24 protein-coding genes are annotated in these 25,745 nt (G+C 44.6%); 13 read left to right on the forward strand and 11 right to left on the reverse strand.

Going from position 1 to position 25,745, the window contains the following annotated elements; translation table 11 throughout:
* The first annotated feature begins 91 nt into the window (after nt 1-91).
* Both C7R92_RS06710 and C7R92_RS06715 read left to right on the forward strand, forming a co-directional pair.
* Nucleotides 92-1,408 (forward strand): condensation domain-containing protein, encoded by a 1,317-nt coding sequence (locus C7R92_RS06710; RefSeq protein WP_106833647.1) that lies wholly within the window; start codon nt 92-94, stop codon nt 1,406-1,408.
* A gap of 45 nt (nt 1,409-1,453) precedes the next feature.
* Nucleotides 1,454-2,620: a cytochrome P450 gene (locus C7R92_RS06715; RefSeq protein ID WP_069851325.1), complete on the forward strand. Its 1,167-nt coding sequence runs from the start codon at nt 1,454-1,456 to the stop codon at nt 2,618-2,620.
* Nucleotides 2,621-2,729: 109 nt separating this feature from the next.
* On the opposite strand, the gene C7R92_RS32750 is transcribed toward C7R92_RS06715, so the two are convergent.
* Nucleotides 2,730-2,954 (reverse strand): hypothetical protein, encoded by a 225-nt coding sequence (locus tag C7R92_RS32750; protein ID WP_106833648.1) that lies wholly within the window; start codon nt 2,952-2,954, stop codon nt 2,730-2,732.
* Nucleotides 2,955-3,204: 250 nt separating this feature from the next.
* Here C7R92_RS32750 and C7R92_RS06725 point away from each other — a divergent pair, with 250 nt between their 5' ends.
* The gene (locus C7R92_RS06725) at nt 3,205-3,741 is read left to right on the forward strand and encodes a hypothetical protein (RefSeq protein ID WP_244195671.1); all 537 of its coding nucleotides are present in this window, start codon (nt 3,205-3,207) and stop codon (nt 3,739-3,741) included.
* A gap of 190 nt (nt 3,742-3,931) precedes the next feature.
* Here the strand turns inward: C7R92_RS06725 and C7R92_RS06730 are convergent, their stop codons facing one another.
* Nucleotides 3,932-4,822 (reverse strand): LysR family transcriptional regulator, encoded by an 891-nt coding sequence (locus tag C7R92_RS06730; RefSeq protein ID WP_106833649.1) that lies wholly within the window; start codon nt 4,820-4,822, stop codon nt 3,932-3,934.
* A 110-nt stretch (nt 4,823-4,932) separates the two neighbouring features.
* Between C7R92_RS06730 and hutG the strand changes: the two genes are divergently transcribed.
* The 3 genes from hutG (at nt 4,933) to C7R92_RS06745 (ending at nt 9,133) form a co-directional block, all read left to right on the forward strand.
* Nucleotides 4,933-5,901, forward strand: coding sequence for a formimidoylglutamase (hutG, locus tag C7R92_RS06735; protein WP_106833650.1), 969 nt, complete (start codon nt 4,933-4,935; stop codon nt 5,899-5,901).
* 12 nt (nt 5,902-5,913) lie between these two features.
* On the forward strand, nt 5,914-7,101 hold the full coding sequence (gene gltS, locus C7R92_RS06740) for a sodium/glutamate symporter (RefSeq protein ID WP_106833651.1): 1,188 nt from the start codon (nt 5,914-5,916) through the stop codon (nt 7,099-7,101).
* A gap of 457 nt (nt 7,102-7,558) precedes the next feature.
* Nucleotides 7,559-9,133, forward strand: a complete 1,575-nt coding sequence (locus C7R92_RS06745; RefSeq protein WP_106833652.1) for an FAD-dependent oxidoreductase — start codon at nt 7,559-7,561, stop codon at nt 9,131-9,133.
* Nucleotides 9,134-9,137: 4 nt separating this feature from the next.
* Here the strand turns inward: C7R92_RS06745 and C7R92_RS06750 are convergent, their stop codons facing one another.
* Nucleotides 9,138-9,749 (reverse strand): AAA family ATPase, encoded by a 612-nt coding sequence (locus tag C7R92_RS06750; RefSeq protein WP_106833653.1) that lies wholly within the window; start codon nt 9,747-9,749, stop codon nt 9,138-9,140.
* 196 nt (nt 9,750-9,945) lie between these two features.
* On the opposite strand from C7R92_RS06750, the gene C7R92_RS06755 reads away from it, so the two are divergent.
* The 3 genes from C7R92_RS06755 (at nt 9,946) to C7R92_RS06770 (ending at nt 11,946) form a co-directional block, all read left to right on the forward strand.
* Nucleotides 9,946-10,356 (forward strand): hypothetical protein, encoded by a 411-nt coding sequence (locus C7R92_RS06755; protein ID WP_244195672.1) that lies wholly within the window; start codon nt 9,946-9,948, stop codon nt 10,354-10,356.
* Between the two features lie 30 nt (nt 10,357-10,386).
* Nucleotides 10,387-10,974 (forward strand): DUF3238 domain-containing protein, encoded by a 588-nt coding sequence (locus C7R92_RS06760; protein ID WP_106833655.1) that lies wholly within the window; start codon nt 10,387-10,389, stop codon nt 10,972-10,974.
* Nucleotides 10,975-11,376: 402 nt separating this feature from the next.
* Nucleotides 11,377-11,946 carry a GNAT family N-acetyltransferase gene (locus C7R92_RS06770; protein WP_106833657.1) on the forward strand — a complete coding sequence of 190 codons (570 nt, stop codon included), beginning with the start codon at nt 11,377-11,379 and terminating at the stop codon, nt 11,944-11,946.
* Nucleotides 11,947-12,002: 56 nt separating this feature from the next.
* Here C7R92_RS06770 and C7R92_RS06775 read toward each other — a convergent pair whose 3' ends face one another.
* Nucleotides 12,003-13,463: a flavin monoamine oxidase family protein gene (locus C7R92_RS06775; RefSeq protein ID WP_106833658.1), complete on the reverse strand. Its 1,461-nt coding sequence runs from the start codon at nt 13,461-13,463 to the stop codon at nt 12,003-12,005.
* A 155-nt stretch (nt 13,464-13,618) separates the two neighbouring features.
* On the opposite strand from C7R92_RS06775, the gene C7R92_RS06780 reads away from it, so the two are divergent.
* A complete protein-coding gene (locus tag C7R92_RS06780; RefSeq protein ID WP_106833659.1) occupies nt 13,619-14,182 on the forward strand; it encodes a putative glycolipid-binding domain-containing protein in 564 nt (187 codons plus the stop codon).
* 190 nt (nt 14,183-14,372) lie between these two features.
* Here the strand turns inward: C7R92_RS06780 and C7R92_RS06785 are convergent, their stop codons facing one another.
* The 3 genes from C7R92_RS06785 to C7R92_RS06795 form a co-directional block, all read right to left on the reverse strand.
* A complete protein-coding gene (locus tag C7R92_RS06785; RefSeq protein ID WP_106833660.1) occupies nt 14,373-14,930 on the reverse strand; it encodes a DUF1700 domain-containing protein in 558 nt (185 codons plus the stop codon).
* 3 nt (nt 14,931-14,933) lie between these two features.
* Nucleotides 14,934-15,266 (reverse strand): PadR family transcriptional regulator, encoded by a 333-nt coding sequence (locus tag C7R92_RS06790; RefSeq protein ID WP_007716392.1) that lies wholly within the window; start codon nt 15,264-15,266, stop codon nt 14,934-14,936.
* A gap of 339 nt (nt 15,267-15,605) precedes the next feature.
* Nucleotides 15,606-16,775 (reverse strand): serine hydrolase domain-containing protein, encoded by a 1,170-nt coding sequence (locus C7R92_RS06795; RefSeq protein WP_106833661.1) that lies wholly within the window; start codon nt 16,773-16,775, stop codon nt 15,606-15,608.
* A 780-nt stretch (nt 16,776-17,555) separates the two neighbouring features.
* Between C7R92_RS06795 and C7R92_RS06805 the strand changes: the two genes are divergently transcribed.
* Entirely contained in the window at nt 17,556-19,577 is a 2,022-nt protein-coding gene (locus tag C7R92_RS06805) for an endonuclease MutS2 (protein WP_106833662.1), read from the forward strand.
* 67 nt (nt 19,578-19,644) lie between these two features.
* On the opposite strand, the gene C7R92_RS06810 is transcribed toward C7R92_RS06805, so the two are convergent.
* The 3 genes from C7R92_RS06810 to murB all read right to left on the reverse strand — a co-directional run bounded on the left by C7R92_RS06810 (nt 19,645) and on the right by murB (nt 22,300).
* Nucleotides 19,645-20,835 carry a multidrug effflux MFS transporter gene (locus C7R92_RS06810; protein WP_106833663.1) on the reverse strand — a complete coding sequence of 397 codons (1,191 nt, stop codon included), beginning with the start codon at nt 20,833-20,835 and terminating at the stop codon, nt 19,645-19,647.
* A 186-nt stretch (nt 20,836-21,021) separates the two neighbouring features.
* On the reverse strand, nt 21,022-21,375 hold the full coding sequence (locus tag C7R92_RS06815) for a HesB/IscA family protein (RefSeq protein ID WP_106833664.1): 354 nt from the start codon (nt 21,373-21,375) through the stop codon (nt 21,022-21,024).
* Nucleotides 21,376-21,397: 22 nt separating this feature from the next.
* The gene (murB, locus tag C7R92_RS06820; protein WP_106833665.1) at nt 21,398-22,300 is read right to left on the reverse strand and encodes a UDP-N-acetylmuramate dehydrogenase; all 903 of its coding nucleotides are present in this window, start codon (nt 22,298-22,300) and stop codon (nt 21,398-21,400) included.
* A gap of 220 nt (nt 22,301-22,520) precedes the next feature.
* Between murB and C7R92_RS06825 the strand changes: the two genes are divergently transcribed.
* Complete coding sequence (locus tag C7R92_RS06825; protein WP_106833666.1) at nt 22,521-23,150, forward strand: helix-turn-helix transcriptional regulator; 630 nt, start codon at nt 22,521-22,523, stop codon at nt 23,148-23,150.
* Nucleotides 23,151-23,209: 59 nt separating this feature from the next.
* Entirely contained in the window at nt 23,210-24,127 is a 918-nt protein-coding gene (locus C7R92_RS06830; RefSeq protein WP_106833667.1) for a phosphotransferase, read from the forward strand.
* Between the two features lie 56 nt (nt 24,128-24,183).
* On the opposite strand, the gene C7R92_RS06835 is transcribed toward C7R92_RS06830, so the two are convergent.
* Nucleotides 24,184-25,662 (reverse strand): sigma-54 interaction domain-containing protein, encoded by a 1,479-nt coding sequence (locus C7R92_RS06835; protein WP_244195673.1) that lies wholly within the window; start codon nt 25,660-25,662, stop codon nt 24,184-24,186.
* Between the last annotated feature and the right edge of the window lie 83 nt (nt 25,663-25,745).

Genomic DNA, 25,745 nt, shown 5'->3' on the forward strand with positions numbered 1-25,745 from the left:
AAGCCCTTAGATTTGAAGATAAAAAGGACAGTCAGGATTTTTCCTGACTGTTTTTCTTTCCAAAATTTTAGTTTGAAGGGGTGTGTAGGAAATGAATGTCAGCGAGGTAAATCAGAATATGGCAATCCCACAGCGACTGCCTGCAAACGGAAGTGACAGATTTAATTACATGGTCAGCTATCTTTCCGATTGCCAACTTCAAATGGTGCTGGAAATGGACGGACATGTGAATCAGCAGCGATTGCTTCATGCGATGGAGGCAAGCACCATTGCTGAACCTATCATGGGTTGCCGCTTTATAAAAGATTCAGTCCGCCCCTATTGGGAGCGACGCAGCGATTTGGCGTCAAGCGGTTGGTGTTCCTTGCAACTTCTCAGTGAGTCCGATTCCGAAGAGAAAGCCGTACAGGAGTGGCTGTCGAGCCCAATAGACATCGATGCTGATGCGATGGTAAAAGTTCGCATTCTACGGACCTCGACCAAAGAAATCGTGTGCATCAAATTAAATCATCTATGCAGCGATGGTGCAGGGTTGATAGAGTATGTTCACCTGCTAGCTTCGTTATATAGTGAGCTCGCCCAAAAACCTCGCTACGTCCCCAAGTCAAACCCTGAGGGCAGGGATCAGAGCCGTTTGTTCAAGGAGATGGGTATCCCAAATGGCGGGATGCCGCAAGCTCCAGAACCGCAGGGACCAACACTTCCTTTTACGCCTGGAGAACCAGCGAAAAGGAGACAAGCCATTCGCAGAATACCGCGCGAAGAGTGGCTGGAGCTGGCGCAAGGATTTAAACAAAAAGGGTTCACGGTAAATGATGTGTTATTGGCTGCCTACATGCGCGCTTTATCTCAACAGATGGAGAACATTCCGGAAGAGCAAATCAAGGTCATGGTCACTGTTAATGTAAGAAAATTTTTACCCACAGGCAAGGCAGACGCCATTTACAACCTGTCTGGCGTTGTTCACGCCTCCATGAATCAAGCAACAGGGTCATTTGCAGATCAGGTGAAAGAAGTGGCCGAATTCATGAAAAATCAACGCGATAATAAAGAGATTCTGCATGATGCGGTAAACACTTTTGCCTTTGTGGAAAATTTAGAGTTCCATCACACATTGAAGATCATACAGGATGTAAGAAAACAAATTGTAGCAGATGGAAACAGCACACCAATATTATCAAATTTTGGTATGATTAGTACAAGTCAGATATCATTCGATGATGTGAAAGTCGCAGGTGCGTATATCGTCTCGCCAGCCTATTACGCACCAGGGCTGATGCTTGGAGTCAGTACGTATCAAGATTGCATAACCCTCAATATTTCCTTCTTTGAATCGAATACAGACATTGGGGTAATAGAGAAACTCCTGGATACCATGTTAGAGGAAATCAAGTCATATAAAGAGTAGCCGCTTGCAGCAATACCCTACCCATTTAGATAAGGAGTGAATGAAATGAATAAAATAGTATTCCCTAATGAAATATCAGGTGCCGAGAACCTGCAACAACAGTTTGAACCCTACGGCTGGTATGCAGAAATGAGAAAAAATAGCCCGGTACATTACGATGAAAAGCAACAGGTTTGGAACGTATTTCTGTATGCGGATGTAGAGCGTGTGCTGACCGATTATCACCTCTTTTCAAGCGATACAGGCAAACGAATCGCTGGTTCCCTCGCATTGAAAGAAAAGGGGATCACAGAGATGGACCCGCCTGATCATGGAAAAAGGAGAGCTCTCTATACAAAGGCATTTTCAACCAGAACACTCCAGGAGTGGGAACCGCGTATTCAAGAAATTTCACGTCATTTGCTAGAGGAAGTAAAAGAAAAGCAAAGCATCAGAATTTTAGGTGATCTGGCAACTCCGATGCCAGTGATTGTCATTGCCGATTTGCTCGGTGTACCGTCCAGTGATTGGATGCTGTTCAAACAATGGTCCGATGTGCTCATCTCTTCCGGAACCCGCGAAACGTATGAGGATATTAACCTCAAAAAGGAAGAAATCATGAAGGAAATGGCCGTTTATCTCTCTCCGATCATTCAAGAAAAAAGAGAGAATCCGGCAAAAGATTTTCTTTCCGATTTAACGCAAACAGAATACAAAGGACAAAAACTATCTGACCGCGAGATTATTGATATTGCAATCAGCTTGCTGCTTGCCGGAAATGTCACGACAAGTACGCTCTTGTTCAGTGTTTTCTACTGCTTTTTACTAGATCGACCAGGCGTCTATCGTGAATTAAGAGAGAATCCGCAGCTGGTAGATCAAGCGATCGAGGAAGTATTGCGCTTCCGTCCGCCAGCACAGGTATTGATGCGCAAGGTTCAAGAAGATACGGATATGTTCGGAAGTATGATGAAAAAAGGTGAAATCGTCATGGCATGGCTCGGTTCTGCCAATCGTGATGAAAATACCTTTGCGCAGGGAGACCAATTCGATATCCATCGACCTAATAGCAATAAGCATCTATCCTTTGGAAAAGGCTGCCACTTATGCTTGGGCGCACCACTATCCAGACTGGAAGCAAAGGTGATGCTAACAGAAATGATCAAGTGCTATTCTGACATCTCAATCGGTGGATTTGAAAACGATCTGATCCTCAATGTAACGAGAGGCTAATCCTATCGTTTGCCCGTTTTCGTTTCTAAAAAAGCAGTTGAGCAGGAAGGTTATCCCTGTTCAACTGCTTTTTTTATTTGGAGAGAAGGAAAAGAGAATTCCTTATTTTTCAATACTTATCTTTCCGAATCACCAAATAAACAATCAACCCAATAACCGGAAAAAACAAGGATGCAACAAGCCCGATGATAGCGAATTCCTTGCTATTCCCTCGTCTCCTTGCATCGCGGTATACCCAGATACTGATGACAATGTTAAGGATGTTTAAAAATAAGATTATTAGTAACGGGAGGAACACAATAAAGTTAGAGGGAGCATCGCTTACTTGAACCAAAGGATCACCTGCTTTAGAATTTTTTCAAGACTTTCCCAATTATATAAAAGGATATGGGAATTGTGAAATTTATTTATTCTATGAGTAGACTGGGTTATCTCGTAGAAGAATAGCCCAGTCTCTACAGCACCTACCAATCAACCAGTGGAAGAACAACAAAAAGAATCCCTGTCACCCTATCAAGTACTCAATAAAATCCGTGAAATAGAAAAAGTGAAAGGGGGAACATATCAGGGGGAGTGGAAAGAGGATGAATACACATTTCACCTACCCGACAAGGACGGGGATCGCCGAAACGCCCGCTACTTATCCACGGCCAACCTTGGAGACCGAAAGTATACAGGTGAATCCGGAAACATGGCAGCAAATGAACAAGATCGAGCAGAAGCTGTATACAAGCGAGGATACATTTCACGCCGAATGGTCGCCGAACTTTCAAGCAGTTGCCTATTATAAGGGGACTACCGAAGATGGTCAGGCATACATGTGGAAGGTTGGCAACGATTTACCCTCCCCAATAAAAGAGGCTGTCATCGACCGCTATTTCTTTACATGGTCTCCCGATTCTGAGTATCTCTTATTGGATACGGGAACGAGCAGACATCGCGGCGGACAAATCTATCAGGTAGCAAACGATAGAATGAGTGAGCCTTTCTCGTATATTTCCCAATTCCGATTCTCACCAGATTCGAAAAGGGCAGCATTTTCTCAATTAAGTGGGATAATCTCGAAAGAAAAATACGGGATGGAAGATGAAGAGACCGAAGACATTTGGTTGTATGAATGATCTACAGGGAAGCAGAAGAAGCTTCTTCAAGCCGATGATCATACAGACTACTTCCTACTCGAATGGAAGAGTGAAACAGAGCTCCTCTACTGGAAGCAAGATTATCAGAAGAATACGGAAGAAGAGTTAACGGTGACGATTCCTTAGAGGTAGTAACCCAATACCCTCTATGTGATGTAGAGGGTATTGGCTATGTTTTGGAAGGAAACTTCCCCCGAACCTCCTCTAAAAAAGCCTGCACCGCCGGGGCCAAATAACGATTTTTCAAATACGCTAAATAAACCGTCCGCTCCAACGCAGGCGAATCAAGCGTTTTCCGAACAAGCGAAGCATCTGTTGATCCAGACAAATAGTTCTCAGGAATGATCGTAACCCCCAAATTCTCCCTCACTAACGTTAACGCGGTTTCAAATCGCTCAATCTCAAATTTGATTTGCGGGTTGACTTGTTCAAACAAAAAGGCCGTTAAAATATCCTCCCGCGTCTGAAATCCCTCTGTACTAATGATGAATGGCTCATTAGCCAAGTCTTTCAATCGAATCAATTCCTTTTCCGCCAGAGGATGATCCTTGTGCAACACCAGCATTAAGCGCTCATCATACAAGGGAAAGGATTCGATATCTTCTTCATCGATGAATTGGTTGGTTATGAGTAAATGCGTATGATACTTCCGCAGTGATTCCTTGACAGCTTTCCCGCTCAGCACCTCGATTAGCTTGATGTTAATAGAGGGAAAACGCCTCTGATATTCGCGAATGACTTTTGGAATCCAATGCTTCACGGACTCAATGCTGCCGATGATGAGATCGCCGCTTCCGGTTAGCTTTACTTCTTCCATCTCTTTTTTCAGCATGTTCATTTGGGAAAGAAGCAGCAACGATTTCTGATACAAAATTTTACCAGCGTCCGTCATTTCCATTTTTCTCGTGTTTCTCTCGAGCAGTGGAGAGCCGACTTCTTGCTCCAGATTTTTGATCGCGTTACTTAAGGAAGGCTGTGAAATATGCAGTTTTTGTGCGGCTTTGGAGTAGCTCAACTGATCGCAAACTGTCACAAAATAGTGCAAATGTTTGATGTCCAACTGGATCGCCTACCCTCATTTATAGCTTTAAGCTATCAATTTATTTAAATTATATATTAGAAATAATAAGTTTGTCATTATATAATCAATAAACAAAAGGTTCAGAAAGGATGAATAGCTTGCCAAAGAATGTATCAGCAGATTTGTGGACCGGCCGGACTGACCATACGGAGAGAAGAAGCAGTTTTCGCTACCATCAGATTGTAGAAATAACGGACTTGGATACATTACAAGCGGCCAAGGATCGCACAGTCGCTATCATTGGGTTTGAATGTGAAGAGGGAGTGAGGCGCAATCAAGGACGATTAGGTGCCGCCAAAGCTCCAAACGCAATTCGGCAAGCGCTTGCAAGTCTTCCTTGGAAAGTGGAGGAAGGGAAACGGATTGTTGATGTGGGGAATGTTGCTTGTCCAAACGAAGAGCTAGAAGCTGCCCAGGAAGAATTGGGGAACGCCGTCTCAGTAATCTTTTCCAAAGCCATGACGCCCATTATTTTAGGTGGAGGCCATGAGACATTATATGGACATTACGTAGGTGTCCGAAAGCATATTGGTAAAGAGGCTTCTCTGGGCATTATCAATATTGACGCTCATTTCGATTTGCGTTCCTATGAAGTTCAGCCTTCATCTGGGACGATGTTTCGGCAAATACTAGAGCATGACAAAAATAGCAGCTATTTTGTGTTAGGGATTCAGCGTTTCGGAAATACGCAGGAGCTATTTGATAAAGCAGATGAGCTCGGTGTTCGTTATGTGTATGAAGAAGAGATGACAGACGCACGAATGGATGAAATTACTTTATCTGTAAGCGAATTCATCGGAAAACACGATCATGTCATGCTGACGCTATGTACAGATGTTTTAAACGCAGCTTTTGCACCGGGGGTAAGTGCTCCATCTCCTTTTGGCTTAACACCAATGGTTGTCCGCACTTTGATCCGTACCGTTGCCACTCATAAGAAAACGCTTTCTTTTGATGTTTGTGAAGTGAATCCGATATTAGATGAAAACGGAAGAACAGTAAAGTTAGGTGCTTACTTGACGAATGAAGCCATCATGGGATTACTAGAGAACAACTAAGGGGAGACAACTATGACGTTAGCACTTAATCAAGTAACGACGATTTTTCTCGCAGTAGCACTTCTTGTATTAGGTACATTCCTCGTAAAAAAGGCTAGTTTCTTGCAAAAGTTTTGTATCCCGGCACCAGTGGTTGGGGGCTTGTTGTTCGCTGTCGTTGCAACTGTTTTGAAAGCGACCGGAATTTTACAAATTACATTGGATACTTCCTTGCAAAGCTTGTTCATGCTCACGTTCTTTACTACCGTTGGATTGGGAGCGAGCTTTAAGCTGATCAAGCTTGGCGGTAAGTTGCTCGTTATTTACTGGATCGCCTGTGGATTTCTGGCTTTGGCACAAAACGTAATTGGCGTGTCTTTGGCTTCCGTGTTCGGCATTCATCCACTGATCGGGATGATGGCCGGAGCTGTTTCCATGGAAGGTGGACATGGAGCGGCTGGAGCTTTTGGACAAACACTTGAGGACATGGGCATTCAATCTGCTTTGGCGGTTGGCATCGCAGCAGCTACCTTTGGTCTCGTAGCAGGGGGCTTGGTTGGTGGACCGACTGTGAAATATTTGATTACGAAACACGATCTGAAGCCGACAGAAACGGAAGAAGTAGTAGAGACAGTAGAAGAAAAAGGACAAGCGATTACGTCGAATACCTTCTTCATCCAAGTGCTATTAATTACATTCTGTATGGCATTGGGAACGTATTTGGGAGAGCTGTTCTCGACTGCAACCGGATTTGTTCTGCCGGGTTATGTGGGAGCGATGTTTGTAGCGGTAATTGTCCGTAACATTGTAGACAAGCTTAATCCAAAGGCAATCGACATGAAGAGCATCAACCTGATCAGTGATGTGACGCTTGGAATCTTCCTGTCCATGGCACTGATGAGCATCAAGCTGTGGGAAGTTGCAGACCTTGCGCTTCCAATGCTCGTGATCGTATTTGTTCAAGTAGTATTCATCGTTTTGTTTGGGATTTTCGTCTTGTTCCGTTTGCTTGGCAAAAACTACGACGCCGCAGTCATGGTCGCAGGCTTTACAGGACATGGTCTGGGCGCTACACCAAACGCAATGGCGAATATGGCGGCAGTAACGGGAAGATTTGGTCCTTCGCGAAAAGCATACCTGGTCGTTCCAATCGTAGGTGCCTTCCTGATTGATGTGTTCGCGATGCCGATCATTATTACCACGATTAATTTGTTTAAATAAAGACGATTCAAAAATCCCTTCATGCTGGAGATAGTCTAGCTGGAGGGATTTTTTGTGCTTATATTCACTTTAGCCAACTCTCTATCGTTTGATTGATTACAAATAATAGAAAGAAAAGGAAATAATTTCTTGACTGTTCGCATCTTGTTTGTGTATATTTAATTAAGAACATATGTTCTTGTTTTTAGAGCCTTTGCAAAGACAATCTCTCCTAAAAACACAAGTTTTAGGGTGGAAAAGTGGAATTCTGGTTTGGTAAAAGACAGCAGGAAGGGGCTGGAAAGGGGCATCAACTCTTAGGCAAATTTGAGGCACTGATGCTGAGTCAAAGTTTGCACAAGCAGAAGCTAAAGGAAAAAATATTTAGTTTTTTCTGCGAAATTTGTAACCTATTGTCATTTTTTGCGTATTAATTGGCAGAAACAACCAAAAAGTAGAAAATGTGGAGGGGAAAAGAATGAGAGAACTTCATGCTGATGTGGTAATCATTGGGGGAGGTACTGGTGGCTGCGCAGCAGCACTGGCAGCAGCGAAATCAGGAAAATCAGTCATTATGACGGAAGAGACCGATTGGATTGGCGGTCAATTTACGAGCCAAGCGGTACCGCCAGACGAGCATCCATGGATTGAACAGTTTGGTTGCACGCGGAGCTATCGCACATTCCGTGACAGCGTGCGTGACTATTACCGCAACCATTATCCAATGACGGCAGAAGCACGCGTCATCCCGAATCTTGACCCTGGTAACGGTTCGGTAAGCCGCCTTTGCCACGAACCGAAAGTAGCACTAGCTGTGTTTTATCAGATGCTTGCTCCTTATATTAATAGTGGTAGACTTACTATTCTGACGAATCATAAGCTGCATGCCGTTCGCATGGCTGGCGATAACGTACTGTCGATCACAGTAGAAGATCAGAAGCATCATGATTTTCATGAACTGGTAGCACCGTATTTCTTGGACGCGACAGAATGTGGAGATGTACTCCCACAGGCTGGCGTAGAATACGTACTTGGCGCTGAATCAGTCGATCAAACGGGAGAGCCAAATGCTGTTGTCGGGCCGCCGCAGCCAAATGATATTCAGGCATTTACGTATTGCTTCGCGATGGATTATTTGGAGGGAGAAAATTATACGATTGCCAAGCCGGAAATGTATGACTTCTGGCGCAACTACAAAGCAGATTTCTGGCCGGACAAGCTGCTTAGCTGGACAGGCTCCAATCCGCGAAATACTGCTGAATCTGTACGATATGAGCTGTTCCCGGGAACTAAATATTTTCCGCTCTTCACGTATCGCCAGATTGCTGACCCGAAAAACTTCCAATCTGGATTGTACAAGAGTGGCGTAACAACCGTTAACTGGCCGCAAAATGATTACTGGCTCGGTTCGATCATTGATGTGCCAGAGGAAGAGCGTCAGCGTCACCTCTACGGCGGTAAACAACTGAGTCTCTCCCTTCTGTATTGGATGCAAACAGAGGCTCCTCGCCCAGATGGTGGACAAGGGTATCCAGGACTGCGATTGCGCAAGGATGTAATGGGAACAGAGGATGGACTAGCGATGTATCCTTATATTCGTGAATCCCGCCGGATCAAAGCCGAATTCACCGTTTTGGAGCAACATGTGAGTGCATTTGTCCGCAATACAGGCAAAGCAGAAGCCTTCCATGATTCCGTTGGGGTCGGCAGCTATCGAATTGACCTGCATCCGAGCACTGCGAACCGCAATTACGTAGATGTGTCTACCTATCCGTTCCAAATTCCGTTGGGCAGCTTAATCCCTGTGCGTGTAAATAACCTGCTGCCAGCGGGCAAAAACCTCGGGGTTACGCATATTACAAATGGTTGCTTCCGTCTCCACCCAGTAGAGTGGAACGTCGGTGAAGTTGCTGGCTATTTGACAGCTTATTGCTTGCAATATGGCCTGACTCCTCGCGCTGTCCGAAATACTCCTGATGAACTGAAAAAGTTCCAAGCGTTCTTGTACGCGGAAGGCGTAGAGTACTTCTGGCCAACGATGTACGCAGTGTGAGCAGTTAGACGATCTGGTTGCCTGAGTTCGGTATTTCATCGGACTTAGGTTTTTTCATGGAGAGCGGGAGATCAACCAACCGCAAGATTTCCTGGACAGTTTCCTGTGGTGTCTGCTCGGAAGAATCGATCCACATGCCGAGCTTTGGTGTTTCGGTCTGCAAGATTTGATTGAGGTGGGGAATCGTCCAAGCACCATACCCTGTTTTGGAACGGGATGCCTCTCTCTCTTCAATCACTTTTTCATTTGGCGTGAGTACGACAACATACAACGGACGGTTCCGAATCATTTCAACAAATTCGCTCAAAAGGGGGCCGATCACAACATCCTGTACAACGACATTAAATCCTTCTTCAAAAAAAGTGTCTGCCGTAGAGGCTGCTATTTTGTAGCGCAACTGCAACTGACGAATGGCTTCTTCTGACGGTTCAGGCATAAATTCCTCTCTGCCATTTACAATCATTCGTCGGAACGAATCACCTCGCAGATGAACGCCTCGATTTAGCTTTTCAGCAAGTAACTGAGCGACTGTTGATTTTCCAGAAGCCATAATCCCTGTGACGAGAAAAATACATCTGTCTGGAGTGTGAAGATTCGCATTCTCGTGCAGCATCATCATCCCACCTTACTCATACGATGTTATGTACGTCTATATATGGTAATCATTGGATAATCCTTATCTTTTAGAATCATAACATGGCGGTCATGAAAACGCGATTGAGGAAATGAGGCACAAATAGGATAATATTTCTACAGGTCCCATTTTTTTGCGTGGGGAATTGATAGAGAGATTTCGGGAGCATCTATTGAACATGCCTTATTATCAGATGATTCATCAAGGAATTAGCTGCGTTGACAACGAAAGGAAGAAGGTAAGCACGGATGATGTAAGTGAGATCATCAAGCATTTTGTACATGCTCGTTTCCCTATTGTTTGTTCTGCTGGGAGTAAAAGCACCATACCATTTTGGGACTATCATCTCGCCTTGCAATATGACGAGGATAAGAGAACAGCTATCATCTGCGAGCTACTCGTGCGTGAACCAAACCAGGATCATTGTAGAAAAGCGTTGCTTATGGCGTATTATTTATTAGTGAATCCGAAGATGGGCGTAGAAAGGATACAAGCCCCTATGAATCTGTCCCATTTGGCTGATTGCAAAGAATTTGAAGCGATCTTCATGGAGTGCGTTCCTCACCAAAACATCACATATTTGTCTTAGAAGAACAATAACAGATGGAGGTGCCAATGTATGGTGAACCTGATTAAAATCAGAGCGAGTGTATTTATCCCCCAGTCATGGACGGAGCCCAGAACGGATCCGCAAACAGGAAAAGTCATTCAATTTGAAGGCGATTCGCGCGAATTTACCCCCTATGCCGTAAATGCCATGCGTTCCAGAGTGGAGCAAGAGGTCGTCGTAGACTTCATGAAAAAAGAAATTTTTTCTTATCAGAACACGGGAATCACAACAGAGAAGATCACGAATCCTGATGGCTCGATTCAGCTGCGAAAAGGAAAAGCGAGTACAGAGGGCATTTTGTGCAGGAATATAGTATGGAAGTCGGATGAAGAAGTGAGCTTTGAAATGAGCGCAAGTGCGAGTAATCCCCTGAATGAGCATGCGCCTCCGGTGGACTACTTATTATTGGTGACTGCGAAAAGGGATGGTCTTGTACAGATCGAAGGAGCACATGATGGCTTCCCTTGCTTTGAATTTTATAAGCAAGCGGATTTTGGGCCGTTTGAAACGATTTATACCCATGATTTCCGCGAAACAGGTGATACTCCGGCAGCATTGGCTGGTGAGATGGACTATCAATTTCGTAAGACTCTGTAGTACGAACGCATGATGTACGTTAAAAAACCTTGGTAAATCAAGGTTTTTTCTTTTTGGTAGGCGTTGATCGAGGATACGGATCAAAAGTGGGAAATTCCTATTCAGATAGAAAAAGAGTAGGCCGCGTCGGTTTGCCTCATTTCCACAGGCAGCAAGAGGGAATGAGGCTTTTCATTGTTCATTTCACTCTGCTTTCCTTCCATCAGTAGAACAATGTTGTCACGACAGGCCAGAATTGACCAGGTATGCTGATGGGACGGAAAGGTTACAAAGAGTACAAACGAATCTATACATTGCTTCTGCTTCTTGTCCTTCCTATAATAAACCATATCATTCACTAGATGATGGAAGGGAGTAGGCATCAAAAATCTTCCATCCTACGTTTACAAGGAGGTTCTTATCATGAGTAACCCGACTATGTCCGATCAATTCCCTGTCATCGAAACAGACAGATTGATCCTTCGACAACCTAATCAACAAGACATTGAAGATATTTTTGAAGTGTTGTCACATGAAGATGTGGCGAGATATGTAGGGATAGCGAGGTTTCAATCAATAGCAGAGGCTGAAAATGAACTTCGATGGTACCGAGACTTATTTGAACAAAAACAGGGACTCAGGTGGGCGGTTACGGATCGTTCCACTGGAAAATTTCTTGGCAGCTGTGGCTACAAACATTATCATGCTGTACATAACAAAGCGGAGATTGGGTATGATCTGAATTTTTCGTGGTGGAATAAGGGGATCATGTCGGAAGCATTGCGGCCCATTATCGCGTACGGGTTTACGCATATGCATCTAAACAGAATAGAAGCAGAAGCAGATACGCGAAATGCGGCATCCGTCCATTTGCTCCAAAAATTTGGCTTTCAAGTAGAAGGAATCCATCGAGAAACGGAATTTGAAAATGGGATGTACATTGATCTTGTGAAACTGGCGTTGCTTCGAAAAGATTATGAATTGAATTCGTAAAAGAATCGATAAGCGGCGGGGGAATGTACGGAATTTTTCATCGTACAGACCCCCGCTCATTTTCTCCCCACTTCTACAGCCACGCGCAAAGCAGACTCAATCGCCCCTTGAATCCAACCGTGATGTTCATTCGAGGTGTGCTCCCCTGCAAAATAAATTCTTCCTTCAGGCGCACCAATGTAAGGAGTTAATTCCGTCTCCTGCAACGGTTTGAACAAGGCAAAGGCACCAGCAGCATGAGGCTGCAACGCCCAATTATGTGTGACCCCCGTAACGAAGGTATTGTACACCTGCTCCCCATGAATGTCAGCCAGATGCTGTACCGCTTGCATCACTTGTTTTTCTTTTGACATGCTGAGCCACGGAAGGTCGTCATCCTCCCATGTGTAACTGGCTAATACGACACCCCCAGGCTGATCAAAACCGTGGTTGGGAAAGTAGGAGAGGCGAATAGGCGAATCTGTTACGGTTTGTCCGCTCCTTATTCCCTGTGCTTCCCAGAATCGCTGCGAAAACTGGATGCCTATTTTTGATGAGGAAACGTAGTGGAGTTGACGAATAGCTTTCCATTTTTGATAGGAAAACAGATCGTACGGTTCAACCCGAACAAACTGCAAAACGGTAAAAGGGATGGTAATAATCGCGATATCACCGGTCATCTGAAACAGTTCGCCTGTGTCGGTACGCACGCCAGAAATCGTAATTTGATTCCCCGTTTCGACGATTCGCGTCATTTTATGCTGGAAGTAGATATTCTCCTGTAATTGGGGGAGAAATGCCTGTGGTAGCTGGTCAAATCCTCCTGCTATTTCGTAAAAGCGTGTAGAGGGATCGAACAGGATAAAGTCTCGTAAAATTTCGGGAAAGGCGAGCTCAGGGAATCCTTCGAAGCCAGTCATGACCTTGATCATATCGATAGCGGGGGCGGATAAGGAAGGGCCAACAGGATTGAAGCGCAAGAACTGATCCATGGAAAAGCGATCGTACTTTTGGACGACGATGGGCCAATTCTTCGCTGGATCGAGGTTGATGAAGTCGATGATAGGCTTAATGGCTTGCCCGGCCAATTCGTCGAACGTACGGCCTTTTTCATGTGGAGATACAGGGAAACGGAGGATGTCCGGATCGCGTTGATAGATCCAACGCCTTGTTTTGATACCATTTACGGAGATGATGTCGTTTGGAGAGCTGTTGATAAACGGATGAAGCGGAAGAGCGAATCTCGTCACGTATGCCAGGGTAAGTTCGTGCGTGTGAGGAATACGCATGGCTCCAGCTTCTAGATAATGACCATGGGTAAAAGGAGAGCGCAATGTAAAAACTCGGCCGCCTATCCGGTCCGCTGCTTCCAAAATCGTTACGTTGTGTCCCGCTGTTTTTAGCAACGAGGCAGAAACAAGACCAGCCATTCCAGCCCCGACGATGATGATATTGCGTGGGGAGTGCGTTCGTGGGAGTCCATTGCGAATAATGGACAGCATGTCAGGTTGTGTTAAGGAGAAGGAGGGATTATCCATCGATTGTCTCCTTTCCATTCTTTTCCGGTACTATGATCCTATTCCATGGATGACTTAGGTATGCGTTGTGTAAGCCGATGCTACAGGACTCTACCATTTTCATCCAAGAAATGATAGGATGGAGAAAAGGGGAACAAATGATCGGAGGAGCTTGAATGTTACCAACGAATGTTATCTGGAAACCAACGACAGGTGTCGGATATGAGCACTTGAGAATACGGGAGGGCTCGAACAGAATCCACGTCAATAGCATAGTGATTGGGAGGCTGGATGACGCCACCCTAACAAGAATCCAGTACGAAATTGTTCTTGATTCAAATTGGGTCACGCGAGAGGTTTCACTAGCAAGCATGGGCGAAGAAGGCGCTTTGCATCTCTCATCGGATGGCGAGGGAAATTGGACAAACGAGGTGGGTGAGCCCATTCCTGAGCTCTTTGGCTGTATCGATATTGATATTTCTTGTACACCTTTCACGAATACACTGCCGATCCGCCGGTTGTCGTATACTCAATTAGAACCTCAGTATATACAAGTAGCCTATTTCTCAGCCCATGAGCTGACGTACAGACAAGTGCAGCAGCAATATACGTTGCTAGAAAGCAAAGGGGACTCTTCTGTCTATCAATACCGGGCAGGAACATTCATGGAGAACATTACAGTAGATTCGAACGGACTTGTTCTGATCTATCCCGAACTGTTTTTGCGTGAGCAGTTGTAACGAGACAAGAAGTGATCGTTATAACTGAATGGGTTCAAGTCGTCTCAGGCAACATTTTGGAAGCAAAGGAAAGGGGTAAGGGTTTTATACCTTTTCCCTCAAAATCAGCGTTCTACTGCGTGACACACCCATAGTAAAAACGGGGTGCGGTTGGTCTATGAATGACCGCCGCGCCCCGTTCTTTTTATTATTACAATTTTATCTTTTTCTGACTAATTGCATGTATATATTTCATTGTAAGTTTCCATAACACTTTCCCCAACAAAAACATCAACACACCACTCACAATAGAAATTGGCAAGTACTGCATTGGGCGGGTTGCTGTAAATGCTCCAAATTCGAATGTTATTCCGGCAATATCATGTCCCATAAGATACCCGATAAATTTAATAATTCCGCCTATTGGTGTAATAACTCCACTACTCATTAAAGCAATGGAAAGAGTACTGATAATCGGCAAAACAAAAATACCACTTACGCCTGCAAAGCTGCTACAAAATGCAAATACAGCGCCGAATTTACGCCAACTAAATGTACTGTTCTTTGAAATGGCTTCACCTAAGTATGCTTTCGCTAATTCTTTTGGGTTTCCTAACCGTTCGATGATTTGCTCAGAAGATACACCATTATGTTGCAATTCAAGCATTACACTTTTGATTTCTTTTACAATGTCAATACGCTCGGGAGTGGACATAGGCTTCAAATGTTTTCCTATTTTTTCAAGATAGTCATTCATAATTTTATCCATAATTTAACTCCCCTTAATTTCTGATATAGCTGTTAATAAATTATCCCATTCTAAGGACATAGCGTTTAAGTATTCGTTTCCTTTTTCTGTAATGGTATAATATTTTCTCGGTGGCAAGCCCTCTGTACTATCTTGCCAAGATGAAGAAATATATTCTTCTTTCAATAATCTTCTAAGTAAGGGATAAATTGTATTTTCTTTTGCAGCAATAATAGGATACTGCTCTAACTTACTTATGATTTCATACCCATAATATGGTCGTTGCTTTATTAGCAATAGAATACAAAAATCGAGTGTTCCTCGCTTAATTTGTGATTTCCAATCTTCTACATTCATGTATTGTACCTCCTGCATGTACATCGTACAACACAGTACTTCGTTAATCAATAGTATATCAGAATTTTTTTATTCAACGTAATAGAGATATTTTGAAAGAAATACAGTACCAACAACCGCCGAACGCAAGCAGAAACAGCGGGCAATGTTACGCATTAGTGGCGCATAAGCCCTTGTATAGCGCGGGTTTTCCGGGCGCGTTTTGAGAGGGGCAAGGTTTAAAAAGTTGCCGACGAAATCCCAAAAATCCCCAAATCCTTTTTTAAAAGTAAGTTGGGGATTTTGAACCAGAAAGGTATATTTTTAACTATAAAAACAATGACAAAATTTCCCTTTTTCCTACTTGCTAAATTCAGCAAGTAAAATATTTGTAAAAGGATTAGGACTGTTATCTCTACCTAAACTGTTCAAACTGACGACCAACGTATGCTTGCCTCCAAGTGTACCTCCAGCAAAAGTAGAAAACCCTAGAATGCCACCTGTGTGTCCCCATATCGAGACACCGTTTGGAAGCTTAAATTCAATGATTCCAAGACCATATCCATCCATTCCTGCTTTTCCTGTAGGAACTGTAGTAAGCATTTCTTTTAGTTGCTGTTCCTTTAGTAATTTGCCACCGAGCAAGGAAGAGAAGAATTTATTTATGTCGTCAGCAGTAGAAATCATATCTCCAGCCGAGCTACCTGCACTTGGGTTATAAAAAGTAACGTCTTTTATCTCACTTGCTTCGTCTGGTTGAGAATATCCCCGAGCATGCTTGGTGCCTGGAATAACGCTTGAATTGCCAGGTAGGAATGTATCCGACAATTCAAGCGGTTCAATAATCCGATTTTCAATCTCTTCCGCGTAGCTGTTTCCGGTTACTTTTTCAATAAGAATCCCCAGTAATACGTATCCTGTGTTTGAATAAGACCATCTCTTTCCTGGGGCAAAGTCTGGGGACAGAGAAATCCCCATCTTCACTATTTCTTCAGCCGTATACGATTTTTTTGTATCCATAAAATCAGCGTCTTTTGACCTTGAGTATTCAGCGATCCCACTTGTATGATTCAATATTTGCCGGATGGTAATCTGTTTACCATTATATCCGTTTCCTTGAATGACACCAGGCAACCATTTTTCGATGGAGTCGTCTAGATTCAAGCGGTTCTCTCCAGCTAATTGAAGTACAACCGTTGCGGTGAACGTCTTCGTCACGCTACCAATGCGAAAGCGAAAATCTGTTTCCATTGGTTTCTTTGTGCTCAGATCCGCTACCCCAGCCGCATAACCCCACGTTTTTCCACCCTCAGAAGTTTTAGCAAGTATCCCCGGGAATCCCAGTAGCAATGTTTCCCGCATTGCTTGCTCGACGGAATTATGATCTCGTTGAGTGCTTGTTTGTAACGAACTAGATACATTTTGGGTGGGCTCTGCTTTTACAATTGAGGTTGGCGATGTGTATAGTAGGGAACTTCCAGTTATTACAAGGGCCATACTTGCAAATATAATTTGACTATGTATTTTCATAAGACATTCCTCTTCTCTATTCATATTGTATAAGTGGTTGCTTGTTGTTCCCTATTAATCACACAGCTATCATCTCCACTAATGCCATTCTGTCCTAACAATCGGTAAATTCCTCTTTTTTCACATGTATGTTCCCCCCTAAATGCCTTCTTTTCCTTGAAACACTCTTGTAAACGGGTTTGTTTTTCATATATACGTCATATCTGTTCCGCCTTTCACGCCTACCTCCTGTATATACATCGTACAACACAGTACATCAATCATCAACAGTATATCAACTTTTATTCAACGTAATAGAGATATTTTGAAAGAAATTCAGTATCAACAACCACCGGGGGACTGGGAGGTGGTAAGCGAACAGCTTGTCAAAATTTTTGAAGGCTATGGTGTAAAGGTGTACAAATTCGAAGCGGATTGACGGCAGGAGATCACATGAGCTATAGTGAAGAGAACCTTATCTAGGGAGAGATGTTGATGTCGGCGGTCGTTCTTAACTAAAGCAATTCCATACAAAAGGTCTTGATTCATCATTCGAAATTTTGCCATGTAGCAAAGTTTCTTTGTGCTGGATGATTATCGGCCTTGGAATTAGTTAAGAACAACGGATATCATACAATGCCTTAGGTGAAAACCCTATCATTGCGCCCAAAATCCGTGCTGTGTTCAGCGCGGTTTTTTATTTGGTTGCGTTTTGTTTAGGTATCCCAAAAAAAGGGCGGAGAATGACATTTGTTCATTCTTCGCCCTTTTTTATTTTTCATAAAAAAGGAGAAATCAGTCATGAATGAAAAAGCATTGCAGCGTCTCGAATACGACAAAATTAAAGAAAAGGTAATGGATTACGCTTTATCGTACGTAGGGAAAAAGCATGTAGAACAAATGATGCCGATGGACTCTGTCAAAGTAGTGCGAAGTAGGTTGGACGAAACAGCAGAAGCAAAGAACATCCTGCAAAATGGAGCAAGTGTACCGATTCCTGCGCTGGAGGGGATGGAGAAGATCCTTTCCCTTCTGGGGACAGGATATGTATTTGGCGTAAATGATTTTACCAATCTGTACCTGTTCCTAACGAGTTGCTCACAACTAATAAAATACATGGCGACAAAAGCACAATTGGCGCCACGCGTAAGTTCTTATGCAGCATCGATGTACGACGCCACCAAATTGAAAAATGAAATCGAACAATGCATCCGACATGGGCAAGTTGTCGATTCCGCCAGCAAAGACTTGTTGAAAGTGCGTAAACGTATCGTCGTATTTGAAGAGCGCTTGAAAAGACAACTGGATTCCATCATGAACAAATATCGTTCGATCATGCAAGAAAATGTCATTAGTACACGCAATGGACGTTATGTCATTCCCATCAAAAAAGAACATCGCAAGCAAGTGGCTGGCAGTGTTTTAGATGAATCGGCGAGCGGTCAAACCGTCTATATGGAACCGACGGAGATCAGCACCGTACAGTTCGAGCTCACCGCACTCAAGGCAGAGGAAGAACGCGAAGTAACAAAAGTACTGATGCAATTGTCCGCAATCGCAGAAGAATATACGTATGAACTCACCGTGAATGTCGAGACTGTTGGCATGTATGACTTTCTTTTCGCAAAAGCGAAGTACGCATTGGCAATCGGAGGCGCGAATGTCGAACTAAATGAAAAAGGGATCATCGATGTCAAGGAAGCACGGCATCCGCTACTCGGTCCGAAAATGGTGCCGCTGCATATGAGGATTGGTCGAGAATACAAATCGCTTATTATTACAGGTCCCAATACAGGTGGGAAAACATTGACGTTAAAAACCATCGGGCTCTTAACCATGATGGTGCAGTCGGGTTTGCTCGTACCTGTACAGGAAGGCAGTCGCTTCGCCATTTTCCGCAACATCGCAGTAGATATTGGGGATGGGCAAAGCATTGAGCAAGCGTTAAGTACGTTTTCCGCGCATATTCATAATGTGCTGGAAATCTTGCAGATTACGGACGCTTCGACCCTCGTTCTGATTGATGAGATGGCTACCGGTACAGATCCAGGAGAAGGTGTCGCCTTGTCGATTGCGATTTTGGAGGAGCTGCACCGAAGAGGTGCGACGGTGATTGTGAATACACATTTTAACGAAATCAAAAATTTTGCCTCCGCAACTGCCGGGTTCCAAAATGCACGAATGGAATTTGACGAGGAGACCTTGCAGCCACTGTATCGCTTGCGAATCGGAGAAGCAGGCCAGAGCTACGCATTTCTGATCGCACTGAAGCTGGGTATCCCGTCTGAGATGATTCAGCGTTCTCGGGAAATTACTCGGAATGGATTCACGACTACGACTACGACTACCACTACAGAAAGGCTGGAACAATACCAAGACATTGAGCAGGAAGAGTATGAGGCTCCCCATTATGTGGAGACACGAATAATAGAAAAGCCAGAAGAAGTGGAAGTAGAGGTGGAAGAGGAAAGACGAGAGCATCTTCCACAGGAGATTTCCGAAAAAGTAGCAGATACACCAGCCAAACCTGAGCGTGACAAGCCATTTGCTGTTGGTGATTGTGTATTCATTTCCTATCTGGGGAGAACTGGCATCGTATTTGCTGCGGAGGACTCCAAAGGCATCGTTGGCGTCATGATTCAAAATCAGAAATATAAAATCAACAAAAAGCGCCTCGTCTTGCATATTGAGGGCAAAGAACTGTATCCGGCCGATTATGACATGGACATCGTGTTCGAGACAAAAGAGAACCGGAAGAAGCGCAAAATGATGAGTCGCAAGCATGTCGAAGGATTATCGATCGAGACGAAACGGGAGGGGTGACGAGTACGGGCAAAAAGCCGATTTTCTCTAAGAGAATCGGCTTTTTGATGTTGACAGGATGAATAGGCTACTTGGATGTATGGCTAACCGTCATTAGTTTACTAACAAGCACCATGATGATCGCCAATAGCAAGAAGTAGATTGGCATGGTGACGAGCGAGCCATTATGAAAATAACTCATGCCGCTGGTGATAAGACTGACGACGATGTAGTAACCCAAACCAAAAATAGCGCCAGCAGTTCCGAGTACATCGCTGTAGTGGACAAGAGCTAAACTCAGGCAGTTTGGAATCATGATCCCAATCCCTAGCAGAAGAGTAAAGATAGAGGCTACCATGATCGCCATCGAGACAACGGACGGACTCACTCCATACAAAGTGAAACTTGTGAGGCATACAGTCCCTAACGTCGTTACCAGTGAGCCGATTTGGATAATATTCTCAGCCGGGTATTTGGTTAGCATTTTTTTCGAGAGCATGGCTCCGATCACAGAAGCCAACGCTACGAAAATACCCAAAAACCCAAACACACCAGGTGTCATATCGAAAAACGCAATGAAAATAAAGGGAGCTTCGGCATAGTAACTGAACAACATGCCATTTGTCGCCCCAATTAAGAAACCAAAAGCCCATATCCTTTTGTCCGAAACAAGTCGTTTGGCTACAGTAAGCGTATTTATGCTTAAAGCTGTAGACGTTTTGGTCTCAGGTAACGAGACAAACGTGTAAGCAAAGATCGCTACGCTCATCGCAATCAGTGTGAAGAAAACCGCCTGATATCCAAACGATTGATCCACCCAACCACCGATTAAGGGGCCAATTGCAGGCGTAAAAGCGAGAGCAGCTGAAATCTGAGCAAAAACAGCATGGCGCTTGGTCGTGTCAGTACTCTCTCGTAAGATGGTTTGGGTTACCACCGATCCTGCACTCGCACCGAAGGCTTGAATGAAGCGGCTCCATAACAACCAATCAGCCGAATCGGAGAGATAGCAACCAAAGCTGCCCAAACCATAAACAAATATTCCCCAGAGCATGGCAGGGCGTCTACCGATAGAGTCAGAGAGTCTTCCCCAGCAAAATACACCAAAGGCAAAACCGAGGAAGTAAATACTGAGTGTCAGTTGGATCGTATTGTTACTGGCATGGAGACTATTGGCGATATCAGGTAACGAAGGTGTATAGATCGTTTCACTAATTTGCGGAAAACCAACCAGGATGATCAACAGTAACAAAGATGGTGTTGAGATTTTTCTATTCACTTGTACATTCCCCCTATATTCCGAAAATCTCAAACAGCGTAGGAGGAGATTACGGAATTGGGGGTTTACATTTAATCAGTCTTGAAAATGATAGCATAATGTCACCTTACTAAAAGGATAGGGGGATAGTTTTCACTATAGTAGCAATCTTTTAGAATCGGTGACAAGTCATTTTCGTCTGGCGGATTACTCACACTTTTCTCTTTTCCCTCGATGTAGGGCTGTACGGAAGCTGCTGCCACAGCCGCAGGTTGCGACTGCATTCGGGTTTTGGATCGTAAATCCACCCATCATCCCTGTTTCTTTGTAATCGATTTCGACGCCATCGACATACGGATAGCTTTCCGGATTGACGACCAGCTTCACGCCATCAATATCGATTGTGGTGTCGCCTTCTTGATAGGTATCATCAAAACCGAGTCCATAGGTCATCCCAGAGCACCCTCCGTCCTTTACGCCAAAACGAATGAAGAGAGTAGAGCTTTCTTGTTCGAGCATATTTTGAAGGCGAGCTACAGCAGTTTCGCTCATTTGAATCATCGTGAGACCTCCTTTTTTATGCTTACTGTTCACCTACGATCACAACTTCAGGAACAAGGTGAATACCTGATTGGCTGTGAACTTTTTCCTGAATCTGCCTCATGAGTGTCCATACATCAAGTGCGGTGGCATTGCCGGTATTCATAATAAAATTGGCATGCTTGCTCGATACTTCCGCGCCTCCGTACCGCATGCCCTTTAGGCCAGCATCTTCAATGAGCTTTGCAGCAAAATGGCCTGGGGGATTTCTGAATACACTACCTGCACAGTCAAAAGGCAGAGGCTGTGTTTTTAAACGTTTTTCTTTATAGTGGTTCCACTGGAGCTTGATGCTTTCGCTGTCGCGCGGGGTCAGCTCAAAAATAGCTTCCGTGATCATGACATCAGTATCTTGCAAGGAAGAGTGGCGATAAGAAAAATCCAAATCTACAGCATGCAAGGAGCGAATGGTTCCCGTTTGTGCGATCACTTCAGCTGAATGGAAAATGTCCGATATATCCGATCCGTTCGCGCCTGCATTCATATACACAGCGCCGCCGACAGACCCGGGTATTCCGCCAGCGAACTCCAATCCACTGAGCCTGTGCTTGTTTGCCAATGCTGCAAGCTTGATCAAGGAGTAGGCAGCCCCTGCGTAAATCCGATTGTCCACGATTCGGGCATAGTCCAAAGCCTTGTTTAATTTTATGACTGCGCCACGATACCCCTTGTCTGTGACTAAAAGGTTGGAGCCCTTTCCCATCACCATCCATGGGACATGATGTTCATTCAGTATTTGCAGGACCATGATCAGTTGGGATTTACTGCTCGGTGTAATCAGTAAATCCGCAGGTCCGCCAATTTTCCAGGTAGTATGTGCCGCCAAAGGCTCTTGATAAGTCACTTCGACCTGTCGTTCACGGAGAAGCGAGAATACAGGTTTCATACGTTTCACCTATCCTTCTTGGAAAAAAACACCTTGCACTGCAATTACAGTATATGCACTATTTTATATATATTCAACTAAAATGTTTAATAAATTGTGGTTGCGTAGATCTCACGATGAGCAAAGAATGTCACTTTATAAACATGTTTGTTGAATTAGTTATACAAAGGACATATACTGTGAGCGTATCGTTCTTTTCCAATAAAGGGGCGAAGAGAAAATGGAGAGATATAGACATCTATCAACACGTGAATACATTTTATTGTTGCTGAAAAGGGAAGGGGAGCTCAGCACAAAGGATTTGCAAAACAGGCTGGAGCTCACAAAGGTAGCTGTCAGCAGGCAAATGATCTACTTGGAAAAAGACGGTTTTGTTGTGTGCAGAGTAGGTCGTCAAAAAGCAGGCAGACCGATGCACTACTATTCGTTAACACAGCAAGGTAACGAACAATTTCCGAATGATTACGGGCAATTAGCCGTGGATTTGATGGAGCATATCGTGCTGGCAGACGGGGAAGACCGAGTGGATCAATTTTTCGCAAGGCAGCAAGAGAAGATTATCCAGAAATACGAGGGACAAATGGAAGGAAAAGAGCTATCTGAAAAGGTGGCAGAGATGGCACGAATCCAAGATGACAACGGATTTATGGCGAGATGGGAGCAGCTAAGTGATGAGGAATTTGTGATCACGCAGTACAATTGTCCATATTTTAAAGTAGCAGATCGATATCAAATGATCTGTGCAAGAGAGCTTAATTGTTACCGAGCGTTACTCCAGACGAGCGTAGAACGGACGGAATGCGTGGCAATCGGCGGAAAGAAATGTGTCTATCAGATCCGTTCTACGTAATCGTAGCTGCAAAGCATCATCACGGCAGATGAAATGACAAATGGGAGGGAACGAAAGCAATGACCAACTCGAATCCATGGGATGCTGACTGGGAAGTATCTGAACCATTGGCACGCGCACTCATCTTCCGTCAGTTTCCGCAGCTATCTTCTATGCCCATCAATCTTATCGGCTGTGGTTGGGATAACGTGGTCTTTCGAGTGGGGGACGAATATGTTTTCCGTTTTCCCAGGCGGAATGTCGCTGTTGAACTGATCAAAAAGGAAGGGGTGCTGCTGCCAATGCTTGCGGCATTCCTGACGATACCATATCCGAAGCCAGTTTTTTATGGGGAACCAAATGACGACTATCCATACCCTTTTTTGGGGTACACGTATGTACAGGGTACGTTTCCAAAAGGCTTGACCGACGAGCAGCGTGCTTCATCAGCAGTGGCACTTGCGACGTTTTTAAAAGAATTGCACGCGTTTCCGCCCCAGCGTGCCCGTGAAAACGGGATCGAACATGATCACAGGAACCTCTTGGACATTGCACAGAGAAAAGAAAAGATGCAGACGTTCTTGTCTACCTTAGCTGTACATATTTCTGCAGAGGATCGGGATGCGATCGCGAATTATTTAGGGCAAGTCGTGATAGACCGAATCAGTCCGCGTGACGTGCTCCTGCATGGAGACTTGCATATGAAAAATATGCTGGTAGATGAAGCTGGGCATATATCAGGCATCATTGACTGGGGAGATCTCAATGTGGGTCACCCGGGAGCGGATTTAAATGTGGCCTACAGCTTTTTACCGCCACAAGCCCGCCAGCCATTTTTTCATGCGTATGGAGAAGTGGATGAAGAGACAAACATATTGGCCAGGATGATGGCGGTGTACATTCCGATGCTGCTCTGGATGCAAGCCATTGATAACCATGACGAAGAAGTGGCAGAGGAAGCAAGAATGACGATAAGGCGAGCACTCGCTGACGAATAGGGCATCGGTAAAATGTTTCGGGGGACAAGCTGCTTACGCTCATCCCCCGAATTTTCTTATCCGATTCCTAACTCTTCCATTTTCCGATACAGGGTGCTTCGCGCAATTCCTAGCTTTTTGGCAGCGGCGCTGATGGACGGAGCTTGTGTGATGGCTTGCTGGATCGTCTGTCGCTCTAATTCGCGCAATAATGGCAAAGGTTCACCGGATGCTTCTTGCCATCCATACTGCTGCTGCCATTCGCTCGGAAGATGGTGAGAGGTGACCCACGAATCACCGTACGCATGTAAAAAGGCTCTCTCCACGATATTGCGCAGCTCACGAATATTTCCGGGCCATGAATGCTGCTGTAAGATCGCCAGGGCAGATTCACAGATACTTGTCGGACCGCCAGCGTATTGGGTATGGAGCTGCTGGAGGAACTCGTCAGCCAAGGTTGCAATGTCTTCCTTGCGTTCGCGCAGGGAAGGGATGCGTATTTGTAAGACATTGAGCCTGTAGTAAAGGTCTGTACGAAACTGTCCATTCCGTACATCTTCTTCAATGGAACGATTGGTGGCAGCGATAATCCGAATGTCCAATGGCTTTTCTTCGTGAGAGCCCAATCTCGTCACTTTGCGTTCTTCGAGGACGCGAAGCAATAGCACTTGAAGCTCCATGCTCATTTCCCCGATTTCATCGAGAAAGAGCGTTCCTCCATTTGCTGCTTCAAATTTTCCCGATTGCCCTCCTTTTTTTGCTCCAGTAAAAGCTCCGTCAGTATATCCAAATAGCTCACTTGCGATCAGTTCACGCGGAAGTGCTGCGATATTGACTGCAAGAAAAGGGCCGTCTTTTCGCGAACTGGAGGAGTGGATGGCACGTGCCAGGACCTCTTTGCCACAGCCTGTTTCTCCGAGCAATAACGTATTGGATAGAGATTGTGCAGCGATACGTGCTGTATGTAGTTGGGCTTGATAGAGGGGACTATTTGTATGAATCTCTGAAAACGAGTAACTGCTAGCAGTCTTTGACAAGGCTGACGTGCATGGGCGAATAAGAAAGAGACGATACCACGTCTTTTCCCCCAGATCGAGTTCCTCTAAGGACCAATTGGTTAAGCGTTCTTGTTCCCAATCCACCTCGAGAACAAGGCCTTCAAATAATGAAAATCGTTCTTGTGCCCGCTTGTTAGCAAAAAGTACGATGCGCTCGTCACTGAGTACGATTAGGCATTCTTGGCTGTTTTCGGCCCATGCGAAAAGCAGACTCTTCCAATTGGGAACAGAATGAGAGGCGTGCCTGAGAGCTGGAATCATAGGATCAGTCTGAAGAGCGGAAGAACGTTGCGTAGTGGCAAGGGATAGCGGGAAAAGTGGCAAAGAGCCATTTTGTAGCAAATGGATAAGCGCAGCCCTAATCAGAGAAAATTCGTAGGATGAAAGATTCGCAGAGGCCTGTAATTGCTGATAGAGAGAATGAAAGAGAGCATGAGAGATCGCACGATGATGGGAACGCTCGATAACGGAGGAAGAATCGAAAGACGAGAGCAGCATGCCGGCTTCAAAAATCGTTCTCGCATCCTTTCTTGGCTATAGTTTGTTTGTTCGATCGTGGGACAGGTGTCCGACAAGGAAGC

This window comes from Brevibacillus porteri (genome assembly GCF_003013475.1).
GTDB lineage: Bacteria > Bacillota > Bacilli > Brevibacillales > Brevibacillaceae > Brevibacillus > Brevibacillus porteri.